The sequence below is a fragment of the Roseibium aquae genome (assembly GCF_008711285.1).
Classification (GTDB): Bacteria; Pseudomonadota; Alphaproteobacteria; order Rhizobiales; family Stappiaceae; genus Roseibium; species Roseibium aquae.
Genome location: NZ_VXDC01000006.1, coordinates 233,201 through 250,243, shown reverse-complemented (window position 1 = coordinate 250,243; position 17,043 = coordinate 233,201). Strand labels below are relative to the sequence as shown.

Here is a 17,043-nt window from a genome sequence, read left to right as displayed (position 1 = left end):
CTCAGGGATCGAGATCACGCATGCGATCGGCGATGCCGTCGAATAGGGCAGGGGTCGCCTGCCGGAAACCATCAAGTTGTAGCCACGTGAGCGCCAGTCGGCCCTCCTCTGTCTCTGCGAGGCTCATCAAGGCGGTTTGCAGGGCCTGGACCGGTTCGGAGGCCAAGTTGTCACGCCGCGCGCAGACCGGGGGAAAGCCTAGCCATTCCGACCGGGAGATCACCCGTGTGCGCGCGGTGAGTCCCGGCTCGATCACCGCGAGCGCTTCCCAGACATAGCCATCGACGCTGCCGGATTGCACTAGGCCATCCGCCACCGCGCGCACGACGTTGCGGTGGCCAAAGGTGAAAATGGATCGGCTGAAGAAACTCTCGACCTGTTCTCCCTTCCGGAGCAGATTGGTCGCAGTCACAAGATAGCCTGAGTTCGAATCCGGGTCAGAGAATGCGTGCGTGCCACCCCGCAGGTCAGTCAAGTTTTTCGCCCCGTCCTCGGTTCCGACAATGAGGTAGGACCGGTAGCGCGGTTCACCTCGCCAGACGGGGACGGCGACAAGACCTAACAAATCGTCGTGCTGGAGATAGGGATAGCCGCAAAGCCATGCCGCATCGACACTCCGCTCCAATAGGAGGCCGGTGATTTCCTGATAAGTGCGGCGCTGAACCAATTCGATCTCGCGTCCCATCCCGTGCGACAAGGCGCGGCTTAGGCCGTCAATTACAGCGGCGTCGTTGTCGAGAAACACCGGCGTCAGCCCGAGGCGAAAGGCCGGTTGCGCGCGCGCGCTGCTGGCTAGAAAGGCCGCAATTCCCGATCCTAAAAGCATGCGTCGGGTAATTGAATGTTCCATGATACCAGGCCCCTCCCTCAGCCGGGATCCAGACCACTGCTGCCGATCAGATGGCGGATCGATTGACCCACGCTGACAGTAGGCCCGCGCTGTCACGACTCAGAAGTTTAAACTAAACGGTTTCGTTAGTGACATCCACAGGCCGACCGTACGCACGCAGTTGTTGTTTCGTGTGAAGTGTTGGTTATCTTGATCAAATCCGCTCGAAGGAAAGATGCATGTCCCGCACCACCATCATGACCGTTCGCGTGAGCGGCGCCCTCAGCGAGTTCGTTGCGACGAATGTCGGCGAGGACGGCGCCGCCTATGAGAACGTCGGCGAGTATATCCAGGACTTGATCCGGCGTGACAAGGAGAGGGCGGAGCAGGAGGCTTTCAACCGTCTTAAGGCCGAGTTGACTCATGCCTTCGCAGTCTTGGAGGAGTCGTATCAACAGCTAACCGCAGTCGAGGTGATCGCGCGGAACCGGGCCTGAGCCCATGGCGGTCCAGTTCCAGGAGGCGACCTCACTGCGCCTCGACGAGATCTACCGATACACCCGCGACCGCTGGGCGAGGCGCAAACCGAGATCTACATCACCGGTTTGTTCGTCGCCTTCGATCAGATCGAGAAACGCGGCGTTATGTCGGGGTCTGTGCCGGCCGAGTTCGGGGTCGAGGGATACTTCTTCCGCTACGAGAGCCATTTCGTGTACTGGCGACGATTGCCGAACGGCGACATCGGAATTTCCACCATCCTCCACGAGCGGATGCATCAGATGGACCGCTTCAAGGAAGATTTCTTTTAAGCTATTGTTGTAAATAGAAATCTGGATCAAGCTCGAACTGCAACAAGTCCGACAGACTTGGAGAACGTTAGACCCCAGACTCATCCCCTCCGCCGGACGGCAATAGGACTAGGACGGAAGTCAAAATTAGTCCGGTTCTTGGTCTACTATCCGAGACCCGGTGGTTCATTCCCGGCCCTATACGTGCCGTTCCTTAAACCCGCAGCGATTGGCTACATTCCGCCCCAGTTCGACATCATTGAGAATGGCTGAAGTAATCGGCACCCTCCTTGGTAGCAGCCCCATCCGCCCGCAGGATGGAAGTCCTAGTGAACGGGCAAGAGGGCGATGGGGATGCCTCGGGCGTCGATCAATATTGTTGGTCGGATCCCCGGAACTTCAAGTTGCCAAATGTTCAATAACGTCGAGTGTGACGCCTGCTCAGTGAACTTTTTTGGGCGTATTAAGCGTACTAGGTGCGTCTTTCGTGATCTGCCCTAGTCCCAAAAGTTCAAATATGTGCCAGTTAAGTCAACTCGTTTTCCGGTTTTGAGCGCCGCGTTTCAGATACTGCCGCCGATCTCCTGGTGAGGATCAGCAGAAATCAGCGGGTTCTGTATGCGAACAGACCCCAACTCGATCCGGCAAGATACTCACTCAAAATAGATCGTGCCGATTTTTGATTGTCCCGGTGGGGCAGTTGGCCGGGTCCTCAGCTGCAGCCGAAGGGAAGGGGCCTATTTTCCACTTATGCGATCGGAGCCTTGGTTCGCCTGATGTTAATCGCGCGCCGTACACACCAAGGATCGCCTGATCATTCGACGTACGCCAAGAATCAACAGGGAGGGTCACAGGCGCGCGTTTGTGTTTGGGTGCAGTGTCGGTAGCTTTGCATGTCTGCCGCGCGCTGATGGACTCGAGAATGGCTTTGGCGAGTCGTTCACAGTGTGGTGGGCGGAATATATGCCGTGCCGGCTGGATGGCGTGCGGGGTGCAAACCACTGACCCCCAGGCGCGTGATGCCAAACCCAAGCCCCGGAACGGGGACGGCAAGACCAACATTGTCAAAGAACGCTCAAAGGGGCTGGCACAGCCCGTACGAGTCGGAGACCATCTCCCCGTGGGTGTTTTCAAGCTTCCTGAAGACAGCGCTCAGCTTGACCGGGATTGAGAAGCAAGGAAGCGCCGCAGGCGCGACCGCGGCTTCTCTATGTATCTTGCCAAACGAAAGGTGCTTTTGTTGATCCCGGATGGGTTGACGTTCACTACGAGACCACCGCGAGCGCCGAAGGCGTGAGCCGGTGGGTCTCAATTATCCTGCTTCTCCTGTGGCTTCTTTTTTCTGTCCCGGAACGATAGTAATTCCGGGAGCAAGCGCAGGTCCGGAGCCGCAGGCGACGGCCGGAGCGCAGCTCCCAGCCCGAAGGGCTTTTCCAGTTTCTTACATGTTGACGTAGTCACTAACACCTTGCTTCTTAGGAGACCTTGCATCGTCAAAAAACTCAGAGTTTCTGCGCGGTTCCAGCGAATTTGCTATGATGGTGCGCTGTGTTTGCTCTGTTCTTACCCGGTCGCTGCTGCGCTCCTGCTCTGATGATCCGGTTTCGAGATTCCAAGCGCCCGGCATGCGGCTCCATACTTTTGCATGTAACGCGTTGGACGATCACCATTTGTTTGACCGAGAAGATGCATGATCGTCATCAGCTTCTGCCCGGTAATTGCAATGTCGTGGCGTGTTAGCAGATAACCTGAAGCCAAAAGGTTGGCCCATTCCTCGCGGTTTACGCTGGCCTTCAGTTGCGTGTTGATTAGATCCGACCGGTATTGCTCGCGTTTGCGAATGACGTAGCGCCATATCGATCGATCCCCCTCGGTCTTGAAGGACGCATTGCCCAACCTGCAATAACCGGCACCCAGCGTGTCGACAAGGCCGAGATGACCGAGCTTCTTTTCATTTCTGCCCCGCGCTGTAACAAAGCGGTATGCCTCGTCGAAGTCAAAACACTGACCAAAAATCGCGACAACGTGCCGGCCTGCCGGACGATGTCCTATCATCCAACAGAAGTGCATGTCGATCACGCGGACGATATTCGACAGATCTGCAGCGTGACCCTTCGGCGCTTTGTTGCGTTTTGGCTGTGGCCGAAAGGCAGGAGCGGGGGCAGGGTCGTTCGCAGCGCGAACACGCTCGTTCAAAACGATATTGGCCGCGATGAAGCTTTTGCGAGTTGTCTTAGTGAAAGCTTCGGCATCGGATGAACTGTCGATCAGGTCCTTGAAGTCGGAAAGACTGTCCAGAAGGTCGGACGACGAATATCGCTCCATGCGCGCCTTGGTCTTTTCGACATCATCGAATGGGGCCCAAGGTTCGCTCTTTTTGCAAGAGGCTAAAAAGCCGTCTTTAGGTGATGGGAGGGCTTGTTGATTGCCTTCTACGTTCGGGTCCGCATCCACATCCGGTACGCTTTCGGTGTTCGCGGGTTCCTTATCGACTTTGTGGAGGCCAATGGCTTCGCAAGCGCGGTCAATAAAGCTGTAATCGATCTCCTTCACCCCAGGGGGCAAGCCAGGCTTACCTCTCGCATCAGAAAGGGGCGTGTTCGATTTGCGGTGATCGGGATCAAAGTCGTCCATGAAGGGTCTCGTTGAAAGGTTCCGGTTGAGCACGCGGACTGCCCAGTGTGGATGTTGGCTCCAACATTGGAAGCGGTGTCACAAGTCTATATAGCGAGAAATTGCTCGTGTTAGATTTTGGCAAAAAACGCGACATGAAACGCGCACGCATATTGCCTGCTAAGCCGCCCAGACCTTGCAGACAACTGGGGTAGATCGCCGTGTGGACCGGTGTTCACACGGCGACGCAAAATCGCGGGCTAAAGATTGGACAGGAACAAGACACTTCTTACGCGACACCGCGATCTGATTCCGATGAGATTGCATTGTCATTGGTTTCTGGCAGATCGTTGCGGGTAGTTGGCAGCTTTGCCTTGCGGCGCAATCCCACCCTAGTTCGGATTAGAGCGCGGTGGATGCGAAGGTGGTGTGTAAGCTCCAGGAGTGGCTGGCCAAGAATGGCCAACCAATCAGCAATCATGGCGATCATGTGTTGCTAGCCGTGTTGTCCGCTTTGACGACAAGGACGCCTTCGCAATTTGGATCGACTGCAAGAGCTTCCATTCCGATAAGGATCTTGTTCCCATTGTTGGCCTCATACTGCCGGGCATCCCTCATCAGTGACCCTGGACCTGGATGCATTAGAGTATGACGGCCGCAAATATACTGATCTGTTCCTCTTTTGAGCCTGCCAAACCAAACTGAGAAGAAATACAAGTCAGACGAATTCAACATTAGAAGGTTGCGGATGATTTTTGCGGCTGGGATGCCAGATTTTTCTGACATGCTGTTGATGATGTCTGCAGTGCTGTCTTCAAGCGTGACGGTATACTTATTATTTGACATTGGTTCCTCAATTTCTGAACTATCAATATTTTACTAATAAAAAATGCAAAATGCCATCAAGAATAGCTAAAAAGAATTTCTTTTTGGCGCCGCGCTTCTGGCGTCATATCGCATTGTGGTTTGAAACCATGAAAAAGGATCACAGCGATGAAAATCAGAACCCTGGAAATAGCACTCACAGCAGTACCGACATTTGTCATGTCTGTTACTTTTGACCGAGAACTGACTTGGTAAGGCCTAATTTTTTCACTTAGAACTGACCCATGTTTAGACCCACCCCTGCGTGGATTCGGCGGGGGAATATCCCCGCGAGTGCGGTGGAACCCCGACAGCAATCCATGACGACCACTGTGCGAGGGGGGGTATCTCCGCGGGGGAACCGGAACCGGGCCTTACCACCGCACTCCGGCCCGGGGTCTATCCCCGCGGGTGCGGGGGAACCCGGCCAAGCCAAACGCTGAAGCCGTCATGCCGGGGTCTATCCCCGCGGGTGCGGGGGAACCAATCCTGTCCGTTGCTTCATGCGCGGATAGCGGGGTCTATCCCCGCGGGTGCGGGGGAACCGGGCTGACGGCGATCAGGTAGGGATCATCGTCGGGTCTATCCCCGCGGGTGCGGGGGAACCTCTTCGTCGTTGTACCAAGCGTCTTCGATCCAGGGTCTATCCCCGCGGGTGCGGGGGAACCTAACCCCGGCGATCTGATCAAATGCGAGGCCGGGGTCTATCCCCGCGGGTGCGGGGGAACCCGACTTGCAGGACAGCCTGATTATCCGGCCCGGGGTCTATCCCCGCGGGTGCGGGGGAACCTGAACCTCGAAGCTGATCGCCGCCACCCAGGGGGGTCTATCCCCGCGGGTGCGGGGGAACCGCCGGGAAAGACTGACGGGCGCAGGCGCTTACGGGTCTATCCCCGCGGGTGCGGGGGAACCCCTCCGGTGGTTCTTGCAGGGGCATCCAGTGCGGGTCTATCCCCGCGGGTGCGGGGGAACCTTCTGAAGGTGGCTGTTGTTGGATGGGGTGAGGGGTCTATCCCCGCGGGTGCGGGGGAACCCATTTGGCGACCTTCTCTCGGTCTTCCGGCCCGGGTCTATCCCCGCGGGTGCGGGGGAACCTTGGCTTCCGCGACCGTGATACGAAGCATCCCGGGTCTATCCCCGCGGGTGCGGGGGAACCCTCAAAGAATTGCGCAAGGAATTTGCCAAGTCCGGGTCTATCCCCGCGGGTGCGGGGGAACCGATGTTCTCGTCGGAGGCACTCCGTGTCAGTCGGGTCTATCCCCGCGGGTGCGGGGGAACCTGGCATAACCGATGAACCGCGCGGAGATTGTCGGGTCTATCCCCGCGGGTGCGGGGGAACCTCTATGACGCCGACGATCTGGACACGATAGCCGGGTCTATCCCCGCGGGTGCGGGGGAACCATCCCATTTGCACGTAAAGCGGCTTGCATAGCGGGTCTATCCCCGCGGGTGCGGGGGAACCAGAATGACCGGCTCGCCGTCTTGCGTGACCACGGGTCTATCCCCGCGGGTGCGGGGGAACCATCCTTGGCTCGGCCCTTATGTTCGGGGGGATGGGTCTATCCCCGCGGGTGCGGGGGAACCCCTAGCACGGGCTGCCGCTTCTTCTTGGCGGGGGGTCTATCCCCGCGGGTGCGGGGGAACCATCCACTCCCAACGCGACGTCCAAGTTGGTGAAGGTCTATCCCCGCGGGTGCGGGGGAACCACCAAACGACCCGTCGCGGGAGACTGCGGCGGGGGTCTATCCCCGCGGGTGCGGGGGAACCCTCCGGTGTGTCCATCGCCCGCATTTGATGCTGGGTCTATCCCCGCGGGTGCGGGGGAACCTAGAGAACGTCCAGACGCCAGACGCTATCGTCGGGTCTATCCCCGCGGGTGCGGGGGAACCATATTGGACACGCGGGTCGGGCCTGCGGACGTGGGTCTATCCCCGCGGGTGCGGGGGAACCGATCCCGCGCTTGGCCGCGGCCCTCAAGCGGTGGGTCTATCCCCGCGGGTGCGGGGGAACCAAGTTTCAAGAGCCCGTCACCATCACTTACACGGGTCTATCCCCGCGGGTGCGGGGGAACCACCCGCGCGCAGTGTGAGGAGGCGTCCCGGCTGGGTCTATCCCCGCGGGTGCGGGGGAACCGAGCGCTGTTTGCGTGACCGGTGCGCGTTTTTGGGTCTATCCCCGCGGGTGCGGGGGAACCACGCGTGCGGAAACTGTCATCCGTCAACAGAAGGGTCTATCCCCGCGGGTGCGGGGGAACCGTACCGTCATGCGCTTTTCTTTGTGCATGGAGGGGTCTATCCCCGCGGGTGCGGGGGAACCTGGGCGGGGGAATGGATTGCGCCGTGGTATTCGGGTCTATCCCCGCGGGTGCGGGGGAACCTCTCGCAATTAATTGCTTGTTTATATTTGATTGTCAAAGAGCGTGCGGGTGAATGGCTAGGGCCTCACTCGCGTTTAACGAGCAAGATGCCATCGGCATCAACGATTTGCTTTGGCGGTTCACCTAGCGTTTTGATCTGCAGATGGCCGGTCACTGTTTTGTCGCGCCAGACCATCACAAGTGAACCGCGGCGCAGCGCGTCCCACCAACTGGTCAAAACATTCCAAACACGATCCCGCACGCCCGTGGACATGTCCGGTGCGACATAGACACCGGCCGATATCTCCAACATGACAGAGGTGAGAAAACCGCGATAGCGGGCCTCTACGTCTCGAGTTACGATGATGGTCAGGGGCATCAGTCCCGTCCCTCGATCAGTGCCTTTATCCGTTCAATCATTTCGGGGATGATCTTTTTGTCGGAAAGTTCCTTTCCGGTGAGTCGCCGGGTCGTGCGCTCAATGTTTTCATTATAGTTCTCGGAGACACGGCGCGCTGCCTTGAACGCGCAGGGGATCACAATAGTGTCCCGGTAAAGGTCGGCAATGTCGAGCACAAAGGACTGTCCGGCATCCTCATGGATAAAGCCCAGTTGAGGGATCGTGGCGGTCGCGGTCACAGCGATCGCCGCGGCCGCCTCTAACGCACTGGCGGCATGGTTCAGCGCTTGGTTTGGCAGGTCCGCTGCATTGGGATTATCACGATCATATCGGCGTCCGCGCCAGTCGATGCCGATACGTCTCGCCCATAGTGCATAGGACTCCTTCATCCGGGCGCCCTCAATCCCGCGTAACACGTTCAAGTCTCGGTGCGGCAGCACCTCGCCAAGGCGCAGGGCATACATGCGGCGGGCGATCATCAGGCGCAGGTCGTCATCAGCCCAAATTTTTGCCTGAAGCCGTGCCAAACCAGAGCGATCCGGCATCATCGGCGGCGCGGTATACATGCGCACCCCATCTTCGCCAACAGCGGCCAGCGCAGTGCGTGCGTGGGCAATAAGACGCAAGGCGTCATGGCTGACGGTCGACCCAGGTCCGAGTAGTATGATCGACACGCCTTGCAGGGGAATGGCATAATCGCCAGGGTCAAGCGCATCGACCTCGGTCCGCGCGCCTTGCAAAAAGGCAAGTGTCCCGTCCCGGGCCGTCAGCGCGCCACGCGCTAGGTAAAGGCATCCAGCCCGGTCGGCATGGGGCACCTTCGCGCTGTCCAGCCCAAGCCGTCCCTTCAACATACGCTCACGCCTTTCGTTGCGGCGGTCGTAAAAGCAGCATTCCGTATCCGTAGCTGCGGTGTCGCCCGACCCCGCGCGCGAGCAGGCGGGCAAAACCCTGCGGGTCACAGACGGTCAAGGAACCATGGATAACGACATCTGGGCCTTCCACCTGCCGCCCGCGACGCAGGCTTCGCACGCGCCGGAACTGGTGCAATCGTGATGCCTCCCGTTCGAGATCGGCGACCGGTGCAAGACGCGCTGCAAGCCAATCAAAATAAACATCCTCGCGCGACCGAGCATGGTCGTTGCGCATCGACTCAGCCAAGAATGCGTCCAACTCGGCGCCCTTGGCAAATCGTATGTCCTTGCCTTTAAGCGGTGAGGCTATGCGCACCACGGGTCGGCACTTGAGGTCGAAACCAAGGCGCATCCCCTCTCGCCAGGTCGTTTCGGGTCGCGCGATCGAACGCAAGGCATCGAGCGACAGGACCCCAGCTTCGGACGGCCCCAGCACCGGTGCCGCCTCAGCGCGCAGGTCTTCCGCCGCAACGGTGCTGTAGGCATAAAGCGTGCCCGTCCGCGCGCGCGGCGCAACCAGCAAGCGGAAAGGCTGCAACACGGCAGGACCGAATACCTCTCCCAGAATGTGATGCAGGACCGCACCTTCGTCGAATAGGCCGTACCCAACATTGCGTTGCCCGGCCCAGCTGTGCAGTGCCGACAACGACAGCGGCATTTCTATCAATTGCAGGGTCATAGGATTTGGCCCTCTATCACGACACGACTGCCGCCATGCAGGCCACTGTGCCAGTTACGCAGGTCCGCTATGTCATAGCGTAGGGCGCCGTCAGGGCCTTCTCCCTCATCGGGCCATATCGCATGCCCATGGAGCCCCAGGCTCAGAAGCGCGGCATAGGCGGTTGCCCCCTCGGCATCACCTTGCAACAGCGGCGATGCCGGTAGGCAGGATTTGCGCCCGATAAAGAGTGGGCGCGCGGGCCGATCAAGCGCCGTCGCTACATTCTCTAGCGTGGGGCCCTCACCTGCTGCCAGCCTGAGCACGACGCGGGTCTCGTGATCGACCAGATAGTCGCGGCGGCGGCGGTGGGGGCTGTCATAAGTCGCGCCCGCCCGTCCTTCAGGTGCCCCCAATGTTGTCCAGCCACGGTCCGATTTTTCCAGCTTGGCGTTCTGGGTGTCGGTAACCGCCAGTGGCATATTGCGCCCCTCGGGCAGGACTGACAGCGCGCCGAAAATCAGCCTGTCCTGCAACGCCTGATGACATGCGCCGTCTTCGCGCCGATACCCCAGCGCGTTGGCCAGAAGCCCGGTCAGCGCGGAGGCCGAGGGAAATTCCCGTGTGGGCCCGACATGATCGATGGCGACACCACCGAAGGCCATGAGGGGCGCCGCAAGGCGCAGATGAAGCCATTCATAGCTCATGCCGCGGCGGGTCCGCCGAGGCGTGTCGGAAGGTCGCGCGCGAAGGCTGCCAGATCGGCTAGCGTGCCGCGCTTGGCCATCGGCACATCTTGATTGGCCAGGGTCATTACGCAGCGGATCTCGCCCGTCGCGTAGGCGGCGTCGAGGGCGCCTAGATGGTCCGACAAAGCCGCCACGGCCTGCCCGGTTTCGGGCGGGCATGGTTTGCGGAACGCCTCGGCTAAGGAGCGCGGCTGCCGGTCGCCGGCTTCCAGCAGCATCAGCGAGGCGCGGCTATAGGGCGCGGTCGAGCCTAGCTTGGCTCCTGGCGAAACCTCAGCGATCAAGTACACGACGTTGTGCAATACCGCACCAGCCATTTCCGCATCGCCACCAAGATTTCCCAGCAGGCCCGGGATGTCCACCACGACATAACCATAAAAGAGGCCGGAGGTGAGTTCGGTTTCCTGAATCGTGTCCGCGCCGGTATCCTCTTCACGTGCCAGATCGTCGGCGGCGATGAAATAATCGCTCTCTGCCTCCTCGGCATGAACCGTGAAGGCATGGGCCACATGCACGGCCGCGTCGATATTGGCGCGCGGGTCGGAGGTCATCATGCGCCCGAACAGTGCGCCGGTAAGGCCACCGGGGAGTTTCGCACCCTCGCTCAGGGCCTTGAGATTGGCCTTGTGTTCCTTAAGCCAGGCGGCCGAGATCTCCTTCGCCGCCTTCTTGTCGCCGGCGGCCTCCGCAACGAGCGCTCTAGCCTGCTTGGTCAGGTAAGCGACCTCGACCTCGCCCAGCAACAGCGTCTGGCGAGATTTTTTATCGGTCCCTTTGTCACCGTAGACGACTTTTAACAAGGCGTCCTTGATTTCGTTCGCAACATTGTCGTCAACGTCAGCGGCCCAGTCACCAAACACCTTGTGCTCGACGATTTCGCGAGAACGATAGGCCGCATCGGCCCCGTCTATTGTCGCGAGTGCGTGCGGATCATCCGCCAGCCGCCAGTGACGCTTCAAGCATTGCGAACTCACGCGCGTTCGCAACGCGCCGCCATAGGGAAGACGTTTTGCAAGTCCGGCATCGTCTCGGTTGAGCAGCGCTGCAGTATAGGGTGCCAAAAAGTGAATTTGCAGAAACCTCGGATCAGGCATCGGTCTTTTCCTTTTCGTTTAAATCGGCGCTGCGGTCGAATCGGGCGTAATAAGCGCGCGCGATGGCACGGGTATCGTCGTTGAGAACGGCCCAAGCGAGGCTTGGCGCATCCACCTTCGGACGGTTGCGTGCCAACGCGCGTACCGCTCGTTCTAGCGCGTCGAGCCGCGATTGCCCCCGCGCGGCAAGAAGCCTTGCGAGGCGTTGTTCGGACAATGCGGGCTTGTCCAGTCGCGCCCACTCATCACCGCCGTCGGCTAACACCGCGCCAAAATCACGCCTGCTCTGGTGCACGCTGTCGGTTGCGTTGGCTGGGGTCAGCAGTGCCAGAAACTTTGTAATGCGGCGCCATTTCTCTTCTTCGTGTCGGGCGATCCCGTGCCGTGCCGAGAGGCGCCAGAACAACGCGGCACCCTCTGGGCCCATTCGGCGAGCGGCGGCGCGCTCGCCAGGATCAACACGCGCAAGCTCGCCCGCAATGGCCAATGCGCGGCGCGCCACCTCTTCACCGTCGTCAGACATTCTCGAATTCCTTCACACCAATGTCTTTGAAAATCTTTGTTAGTCTTGCATTCAGCTCCGCGCGGCCACGTACCTCGGCACGGGGTCGCATGATCTGCGCACAGGGAATGCCGGACACGGCGCGGTTGAATTCTTCCCGCGCGGCCTGCGCCAAGCGACGGACAAAGCGCATGTGAGCCTCTTTCCGACCATCTTCAGAGCCGGCTGCGAGCTTGTCCCAAAGCGCTGGAAAGAAAAGAGAATCGGCCAGCCGATGCAGTGCTGCACGGGCAGGCGCAGTGCGGGCGTATTCGGCCTTGCCTCGTTTTTCGCGATCGCCCTGTGCTGCTATCAACGCCAACCCGTCACGCAGCGCCTTGTCGAATTGATCTATGGTCTTGATCTGCTCATCCGACAAGTCGATCGCCCTGGTGCCGAACATTTCCTTGCGCACTGCCTTGGGCACCGGGATGACGCGGGATTTAAAGCCATCGGTCTTGGAATTGCCCCGTGCGAACGCTTCGGCAACCAGCACCATCGATTCATTTTTTTCCTTCACCGTCTCATTTACGAGCCGGGGCTCTTGCCATTTTCCGCTGTATAATAGCTCGCTGAGCAGGCCATAAGTCCAGTCGCGCTCGCCCAATGTCAGAGTTTTTGCCTCCGCCAGATGAACCGGCGCCCAAGGGTCTTGGGTCATGCCATTAGCCTCTTTCGCGGCAATGCGCGCGGCTTTGGACGTCGTGCGCTGTGCGTGTAGCCCGGTGTCGCCATTTACAAGGCGCACGCGGCGGCAGACCTCGATGAAGAGCGGATCGAGTCCTATCAGATCAAGTAGCTGCCCTTCGGGCCAAGGTCGGCACCATAGCAGTGCTTGGCCGCTCAGCCCGCTGCGCCCCGAAAGCAGATGCTTCACCTCGCGTCGCCACCACGCTGACGTGTCGATGACCGAGCCACCGCCTGTGATTGGAGCAAGCGCGATCATGATGCGCGATGACGAACCTCCGTTCATTCGAGCAACGCCGTAATTTCCCGCACCGCCGAAGCCCTCCATAGTTTGCAGGCTGATCAGCGCAAATATCCAGTCCTGTGGCGCGGCGTCATAGGCGATTTTACGCTTGAGGTCGTGGTTGCGCGAGGTGATCAGCATGTCTAGCGCATCCGGCGTTGTCACCTCTTGCCATTTGAGTCCGCCGGGGTCGGGCGGCTGGAAGAAGGCAGGCTTGCGGCGATCCTCGACGACAAGGTGCCATGGCGCGTCGTCGGGAAAGTCGGCGGTCAAACCTCGGAGTGCCGCGCTCCAACTGTCCTCATTATCGGGCAGGTCGGTCACTCCAGCGTTGGACAACGCAAGCGTCGCCAATTGCACCAGAAACATGTGCCATGCGGGCCGTTGATGCGGTCGGAGGGCAGGAAAGGACGCCACCTCGCCCCGCGCCATCGCCGCAAGAAGGCCCGGAAGGCTCAGCATCTGTTTGTCCGTCTGGATTAGTGGTTCGGTCAAAAGGTTCATCCGCACCGCGTCACTCCTCGACCTTGGTGAGGCCGTCGGCCCCGTATTGAAACTGCTTTTCCCCGACAGACAGCCTCAAGGGGCCATCGCCATCAACGATCACTTCTTCGTCACCGGTCAACCCGAGTGACCAGTGAACCGGCAAGGCCATTGTCTTAACTGGGTGTCCGAAAGGTCCGATCGTGCCCTCAGGCAGGGCGAGGATCGCGCCTTTTTCTCCGAGGCGCGTGCCAATGAACTCGTCGTCCGGGAATAGGCTGGGAAATTCCAATGTGCGGTCGAGAGTAACCAATTTCGCACCTTGTGTCTCCGCGATGGCCTTGCCAGTGACGCGGCGGCGATAGTCCTCCCAGCCGTTTTCCCGGGCAATCTGATCTAAGCGTTCTGGGTGTGTTGCGCTTTCAACGAGCTGGCGGTTCATGTCCGGGATATTCCATTTCGGGCTGTTGACAACCTCGGCCAGCGTTGCCGCTAGACCGGGTACGTCGAGGTATACGCCCGAAAGCGACGCATTTTTACCGAAAGCACCAAGGCCATTCTCGGGCATGTGCGTCAGCGCATCAAGGCCGCTTCCAGGGTGCAGCACGATCGTCTTAGCCGTTTCAAAACCCGGTGGCCGGACGCGCGTGTGCCGATGGAGGCGCCCGATGCGTTGCAGCAAGACGTCCATCGGGCAGAGGTCAGTGATAAGAAAATCAGCGTCGATATCTAGTGACTGTTCGAGCGTTTGCGTGCCCACTACTATCATCCCGCCCGTGCCGCGCTTTGCGCCGAGTGCCTCCTCGACCCGCGCATCCAACCTCGCACGATCCTCAGCAGCAAACCGGCTGTGGTGCAACGTGGGGATGCCGTTTAAGGAAAAGATCAGTTCAGGATTAACATCGGCACAGGCGCGCCAAGTTTCGCGTGCTCGGTCGACCGTGTTGCGGATCACCAAAACGCGCGCGCCCAAGCGGGCTGCCGCAACTGCCAGCTGGCTAGCTTGCGATCCGCTCCAGCCGCATTGAGGCTGGATAGAAACGGTCTTCCGGGTTGTGTCTACATCATGTACAGGAAAACACTCGGATTTTGTCCATACGGCGGGATAAGCCATAACCTGTGCCATTTTTAGTGATGGTAGCTCTTCGCTCCGCCAAGCGGCACGTGCCACTGAGCCCAGGGTCGCCGACATCAGCATTGCATGTCCACCCAAGGCAAGGTGGTCTGCAACGAGCGATCGCTGGATTTCGGTCATCCAGGCATCTGATGCGTGGACCTCATCGATTACAATGAGCGCCCGCGATAACGCCGCGCCGCGTAGATGCGCGTGCTTTACTTTAAGGCCCGCCATCATGACTTGATCAACAGTTCCCACGGCAATCTGCGCCGCGAGAAACCGAGTGGCATGCTCTGCGGCCCATCGGGCCGGGCGAACTTCGTCGGTATCGTCCCAACGCATGCGAAATTCCGGCAAGCGGTGGCCTAGCGCCTCGCCTGCCTTTGCCTGCCCTGGTATCGCCAGTATTGCCTCTGGAACAGGATCAGCAAACATCCGCTTTAGGGCGGTGTTGACCCGGGCCTGCAACTGTCGCGCTGCCGCGCGCGTCGGTACCGCGAAATAAAGTGCCTCTACTTCTTCGGCCTCGAAAAGCTTTGCGAATCGCCAAAGTGCCGCCTCGGTCTTGCCCGCACCTGTCTCGGCCTCAAGGATGATCAGCTTTTCGGAGGTTTCAACGTCTGCGACAATCCGCTGTGCCGGGCGCGGCGCGGGATGATCGGACAACAGTGGCCAAGTCGCCGGTCCGGCCAGTCGCGTGTCGGATGTATCAAGGCCAATGTCGCGCAAATGTCGCCGCGCTTTTTGAGTGGCTATGGTCCAGTAGGCCGGATCAAACTCTTCGATGAAATCAAACACCTGCCGATCCGACCCAACCCAGTCCGCAAGAGCCAGAAGCCCAGCGAAGAAATGTGCGAACTCATGTGTGAGGGGCGGGGGCGCATGATCGCTGATTTCTGGAAACCATTTAATCAGGGCCTTGCCCATCGACCGCTCTTCGTCCCTCCAGTTATAGCCCGATAGCGGTGCGAAGGCATCACGGCCCCAATTTTCGTCGGGGATTGGTACTGGGCGACCGTGATGGGCAAAAATTAGACGAAACCAAACTAAAAGGTCAGGCCCCCATTGCGCTAAATACAGAGCGTTTCCATCTAGGGCATTAGTTGCATCATCCTGTCTGAGCCAAAGCCAGCCGCATTGTACATGCCCTCGCGGTGTTATGCCTGAGTTGCCATGCCATGCCTTAATTTGAAATGCGGTCGCGAGCTTGCCGATATCATGCAGGAAAGAAAGCGCACCCAAGCATGAAATTTCCTGTGGCGACAAGGGCTGCCCTGCCGCCGCCTCAGCTCTGGCGCGAAACGTCGGCGTCTCGAGCAGCGCAATCAATACGGCCGCGACATCTGCACTATGGTGTGCCAAGTGATGCCGCGCGCCAGTTTCACCGTCCGATTTTCCCCAAGCAGTCATTGTCTCATCCGGGAACCTTGATACTGGCTCTTAAAATTCGAAGAGTACACCTTTAAGTATGCTGCTATAAAAGCAGCCAGAAAACAATCGCTTGAAGTATTGAATACAAAATCAAATCAAGTGTTCAGGAGGTCCGGTGCCTTTTTGTTGTGGCACGTCTCAATATGCGAACGCCGCAGATTTTTGGCAGCATCACCATCTTGAAGCGCCAGAACCTTTTCACAAGCGCAGGCGGCGCCGACATTCCAGTGCTTGAGAAAGTTGGATCCGCTGTCAGTATTCCGCATGCTGCGGATCAGATTCGCGCCTGGCATGACGCTGACGATGTGCCTGAAAACACCTATTTCCTGCAGGAGGCGGAATGATCCGTGCAGCCCTTGTCGCGCTTGTCGCCATGACGCTCCCAGCGTTCGCCGGCGGACAAAACAACCCTGACCTTTACGGCATGCCGGTGCATCCCAAGTCGTCCGACTACACCAGCTCCTCGCGCGTTGGGAGCACAACGGTTACCTCCGGCACCGCGGACGGCAAGCGGTTCAACTTCACCACCCAGGACTATGGCGATCGATCTGTCACGACCGGCACGATCGATGGAAAATATTACAACCGAACATGCCGCCGGTACGGGTCAAACGTTCAGGTATGCGACTGATGACGGATAAAAAGAAAGACGATGACAGCTCGATGTTCGGCATTTTTATTTTTGCCATCATAGGCACGGGTGTCATCACGGGAGGTATGGAATTCGCGGCCAAAACAGGCTGGTTTAAGGAGGAAGAGCCTGAGCCAGTCGTCCGTGTCGTGAATGGCATCGGCATACCCGAAAAGAACCCGCGTAAGTGGGGTCTCCATAGAGAAGAAGTCATTCAGCTCGCCAACGGCAGCTATGTCGATGTTGGGTCCTTTTCCGAAGTCAATTTCACCAGCAGCTGGATTGAAAAAATCTATATCGAAGAGGGCTGGATCGAAATCGAATATCTCGGAAGCGACATGGATATCACTTGCGGCTTCGATATTGAGGAAGATGGCTCTCCCTCTTGCACGGATCGCCGCGATCGGGACATCGATTATGACATCAACGTTGAGGAATATATCCCAGACATGGACGTGATCTTCGTCTTTCCCAACGGAGCATATCGGTACTGTGATGTTACAGGCTACGAAGTCTACGATCTGGTTCGGGCCGAAAGCGCTGGCAAGTTTTACAACAATCACATCAAGGGCCGCTACCGCTGCGACTGAAACCAGCCGCTATTC

The 17,043-nt window shown here is 58.9% G+C and carries 16 protein-coding genes and 1 CRISPR repeat array; of the genes, 4 read left to right on the top strand and 12 right to left on the bottom strand.

All coding sequences use genetic code 11. The features are described from left to right. Position 1 precedes the first annotated feature (1 nt). Complete coding sequence (locus F0184_RS11675) at positions 2-850, bottom strand: substrate-binding domain-containing protein (RefSeq protein WP_150496352.1); 849 nt, start codon at positions 848-850, stop codon at positions 2-4. A 218-nt stretch (positions 851-1,068) separates the two neighbouring features. Here F0184_RS11675 and F0184_RS11670 point away from each other — a divergent pair, with 218 nt between their 5' ends. Continuing rightward, a complete protein-coding gene (locus tag F0184_RS11670; RefSeq protein ID WP_150496351.1) occupies positions 1,069-1,326 on the top strand; it encodes an addiction module antitoxin in 258 nt (85 codons plus the stop codon). 51 nt (positions 1,327-1,377) lie between these two features. Here F0184_RS11670 and F0184_RS20545 read toward each other — a convergent pair whose 3' ends face one another. From F0184_RS20545 to cas3, 11 genes are all read right to left on the bottom strand, one after another. Beyond that, positions 1,378-1,668 (bottom strand): hypothetical protein, encoded by a 291-nt coding sequence (locus F0184_RS20545; RefSeq protein WP_172972086.1) that lies wholly within the window; start codon positions 1,666-1,668, stop codon positions 1,378-1,380. Between the two features lie 1,512 nt (positions 1,669-3,180). After that, a complete protein-coding gene (locus tag F0184_RS11660) occupies positions 3,181-4,251 on the bottom strand; it encodes a hypothetical protein (protein WP_150496350.1) in 1,071 nt (356 codons plus the stop codon). A 465-nt stretch (positions 4,252-4,716) separates the two neighbouring features. Continuing rightward, on the bottom strand, positions 4,717-5,076 hold the full coding sequence (locus F0184_RS11655; protein ID WP_150496349.1) for a hypothetical protein: 360 nt from the start codon (positions 5,074-5,076) through the stop codon (positions 4,717-4,719). 413 nt (positions 5,077-5,489) lie between these two features. Continuing rightward, positions 5,490-7,471: direct repeats of the CRISPR family, unit length 29 nt; unit sequence GGGTCTATCCCCGCGGGTGCGGGGGAACC. Positions 7,472-7,535: 64 nt separating this feature from the next. Next, the gene (gene cas2e / locus F0184_RS11650) at positions 7,536-7,829 is read right to left on the bottom strand and encodes a type I-E CRISPR-associated endoribonuclease Cas2e (RefSeq protein WP_150496348.1); all 294 of its coding nucleotides are present in this window, start codon (positions 7,827-7,829) and stop codon (positions 7,536-7,538) included. Then, the gene (cas1e, locus tag F0184_RS11645) at positions 7,829-8,704 is read right to left on the bottom strand and encodes a type I-E CRISPR-associated endonuclease Cas1e (RefSeq protein ID WP_150496347.1); all 876 of its coding nucleotides are present in this window, start codon (positions 8,702-8,704) and stop codon (positions 7,829-7,831) included. The genes cas2e and cas1e overlap by 1 nt, the downstream gene beginning before the upstream one ends. A 4-nt stretch (positions 8,705-8,708) precedes the next feature. After that, entirely contained in the window at positions 8,709-9,443 is a 735-nt protein-coding gene (locus tag F0184_RS11640; protein ID WP_150496346.1) for a type I-E CRISPR-associated protein Cas6/Cse3/CasE, read from the bottom strand. Next, on the bottom strand, positions 9,440-10,129 hold the full coding sequence (cas5e, locus tag F0184_RS11635) for a type I-E CRISPR-associated protein Cas5/CasD (RefSeq protein ID WP_150496345.1): 690 nt from the start codon (positions 10,127-10,129) through the stop codon (positions 9,440-9,442). The genes F0184_RS11640 and cas5e overlap by 4 nt, the downstream gene beginning before the upstream one ends. Then, entirely contained in the window at positions 10,126-11,265 is a 1,140-nt protein-coding gene (gene cas7e, locus F0184_RS11630; RefSeq protein WP_150496344.1) for a type I-E CRISPR-associated protein Cas7/Cse4/CasC, read from the bottom strand. Before cas7e ends, cas5e begins: the two co-directional genes overlap by 4 nt. Next, positions 11,258-11,788, bottom strand: a complete 531-nt coding sequence (locus F0184_RS11625; RefSeq protein ID WP_150496343.1) for a type I-E CRISPR-associated protein Cse2/CasB — start codon at positions 11,786-11,788, stop codon at positions 11,258-11,260. The genes cas7e and F0184_RS11625 overlap by 8 nt, the downstream gene beginning before the upstream one ends. Continuing rightward, positions 11,781-13,280 carry a CRISPR-associated protein Cse1 gene (locus F0184_RS11620; RefSeq protein ID WP_188656271.1) on the bottom strand — a complete coding sequence of 500 codons (1,500 nt, stop codon included), beginning with the start codon at positions 13,278-13,280 and terminating at the stop codon, positions 11,781-11,783. Before F0184_RS11620 ends, F0184_RS11625 begins: the two co-directional genes overlap by 8 nt. Positions 13,281-13,290: 10 nt before the next feature. Next, positions 13,291-15,786 (bottom strand): CRISPR-associated helicase Cas3', encoded by a 2,496-nt coding sequence (gene cas3, locus F0184_RS11615; protein WP_150496342.1) that lies wholly within the window; start codon positions 15,784-15,786, stop codon positions 13,291-13,293. A gap of 149 nt (positions 15,787-15,935) precedes the next feature. On the opposite strand from cas3, the gene F0184_RS11610 reads away from it, so the two are divergent. From F0184_RS11610 to F0184_RS11600, 3 genes are read left to right on the top strand one after another with little or no spacing between them, the layout of a single operon-like run. After that, on the top strand, positions 15,936-16,151 hold the full coding sequence (locus F0184_RS11610) for a hypothetical protein (RefSeq protein WP_150496341.1): 216 nt from the start codon (positions 15,936-15,938) through the stop codon (positions 16,149-16,151). Further along, positions 16,148-16,438: a hypothetical protein gene (locus tag F0184_RS11605; protein ID WP_150496340.1), complete on the top strand. Its 291-nt coding sequence runs from the start codon at positions 16,148-16,150 to the stop codon at positions 16,436-16,438. The genes F0184_RS11610 and F0184_RS11605 overlap by 4 nt, the downstream gene beginning before the upstream one ends. Continuing rightward, entirely contained in the window at positions 16,438-17,028 is a 591-nt protein-coding gene (locus F0184_RS11600) for a KTSC domain-containing protein (RefSeq protein ID WP_172972085.1), read from the top strand. Before F0184_RS11605 ends, F0184_RS11600 begins: the two co-directional genes overlap by 1 nt. The last annotated feature ends 15 nt before the right edge of the window (positions 17,029-17,043 follow it).

Bases quoted from the DNA above. Each gene is read 5' to 3' on its own strand.
- cas3 (WP_150496342.1), bottom strand. From the start codon at position 15,786: ATGACTGCTTGGGGAAAATCGGACGGTGAAACTGGCGCGCGGCATCAC.
- cas1e (WP_150496347.1), bottom strand. From the start codon at position 8,704: ATGTTGAAGGGACGGCTTGGGCTGGACAGCGCGAAGGTGCCCCATGCC.
- F0184_RS11670 (WP_150496351.1), top strand. From the start codon at position 1,069: ATGTCCCGCACCACCATCATGACCGTTCGCGTGAGCGGCGCCCTCAGC.
- cas7e (WP_150496344.1), bottom strand. From the start codon at position 11,265: ATGCCTGATCCGAGGTTTCTGCAAATTCACTTTTTGGCACCCTATACT.
- F0184_RS11660 (WP_150496350.1), bottom strand. From the start codon at position 4,251: ATGGACGACTTTGATCCCGATCACCGCAAATCGAACACGCCCCTTTCT.
- F0184_RS11620 (WP_188656271.1), bottom strand. From the start codon at position 13,280: ATGAACCTTTTGACCGAACCACTAATCCAGACGGACAAACAGATGCTG.
- F0184_RS11600 (WP_172972085.1), top strand. From the start codon at position 16,438: ATGACGGATAAAAAGAAAGACGATGACAGCTCGATGTTCGGCATTTTT.
- F0184_RS11605 (WP_150496340.1), top strand. From the start codon at position 16,148: ATGATCCGTGCAGCCCTTGTCGCGCTTGTCGCCATGACGCTCCCAGCG.
- cas2e (WP_150496348.1), bottom strand. From the start codon at position 7,829: ATGCCCCTGACCATCATCGTAACTCGAGACGTAGAGGCCCGCTATCGC.
- F0184_RS11655 (WP_150496349.1), bottom strand. From the start codon at position 5,076: ATGTCAAATAATAAGTATACCGTCACGCTTGAAGACAGCACTGCAGAC.
- F0184_RS11640 (WP_150496346.1), bottom strand. From the start codon at position 9,443: ATGACCCTGCAATTGATAGAAATGCCGCTGTCGTTGTCGGCACTGCAC.
- F0184_RS11625 (WP_150496343.1), bottom strand. From the start codon at position 11,788: ATGTCTGACGACGGTGAAGAGGTGGCGCGCCGCGCATTGGCCATTGCG.
- cas5e (WP_150496345.1), bottom strand. From the start codon at position 10,129: ATGAGCTATGAATGGCTTCATCTGCGCCTTGCGGCGCCCCTCATGGCC.
- F0184_RS11675 (WP_150496352.1), bottom strand. From the start codon at position 850: ATGGAACATTCAATTACCCGACGCATGCTTTTAGGATCGGGAATTGCG.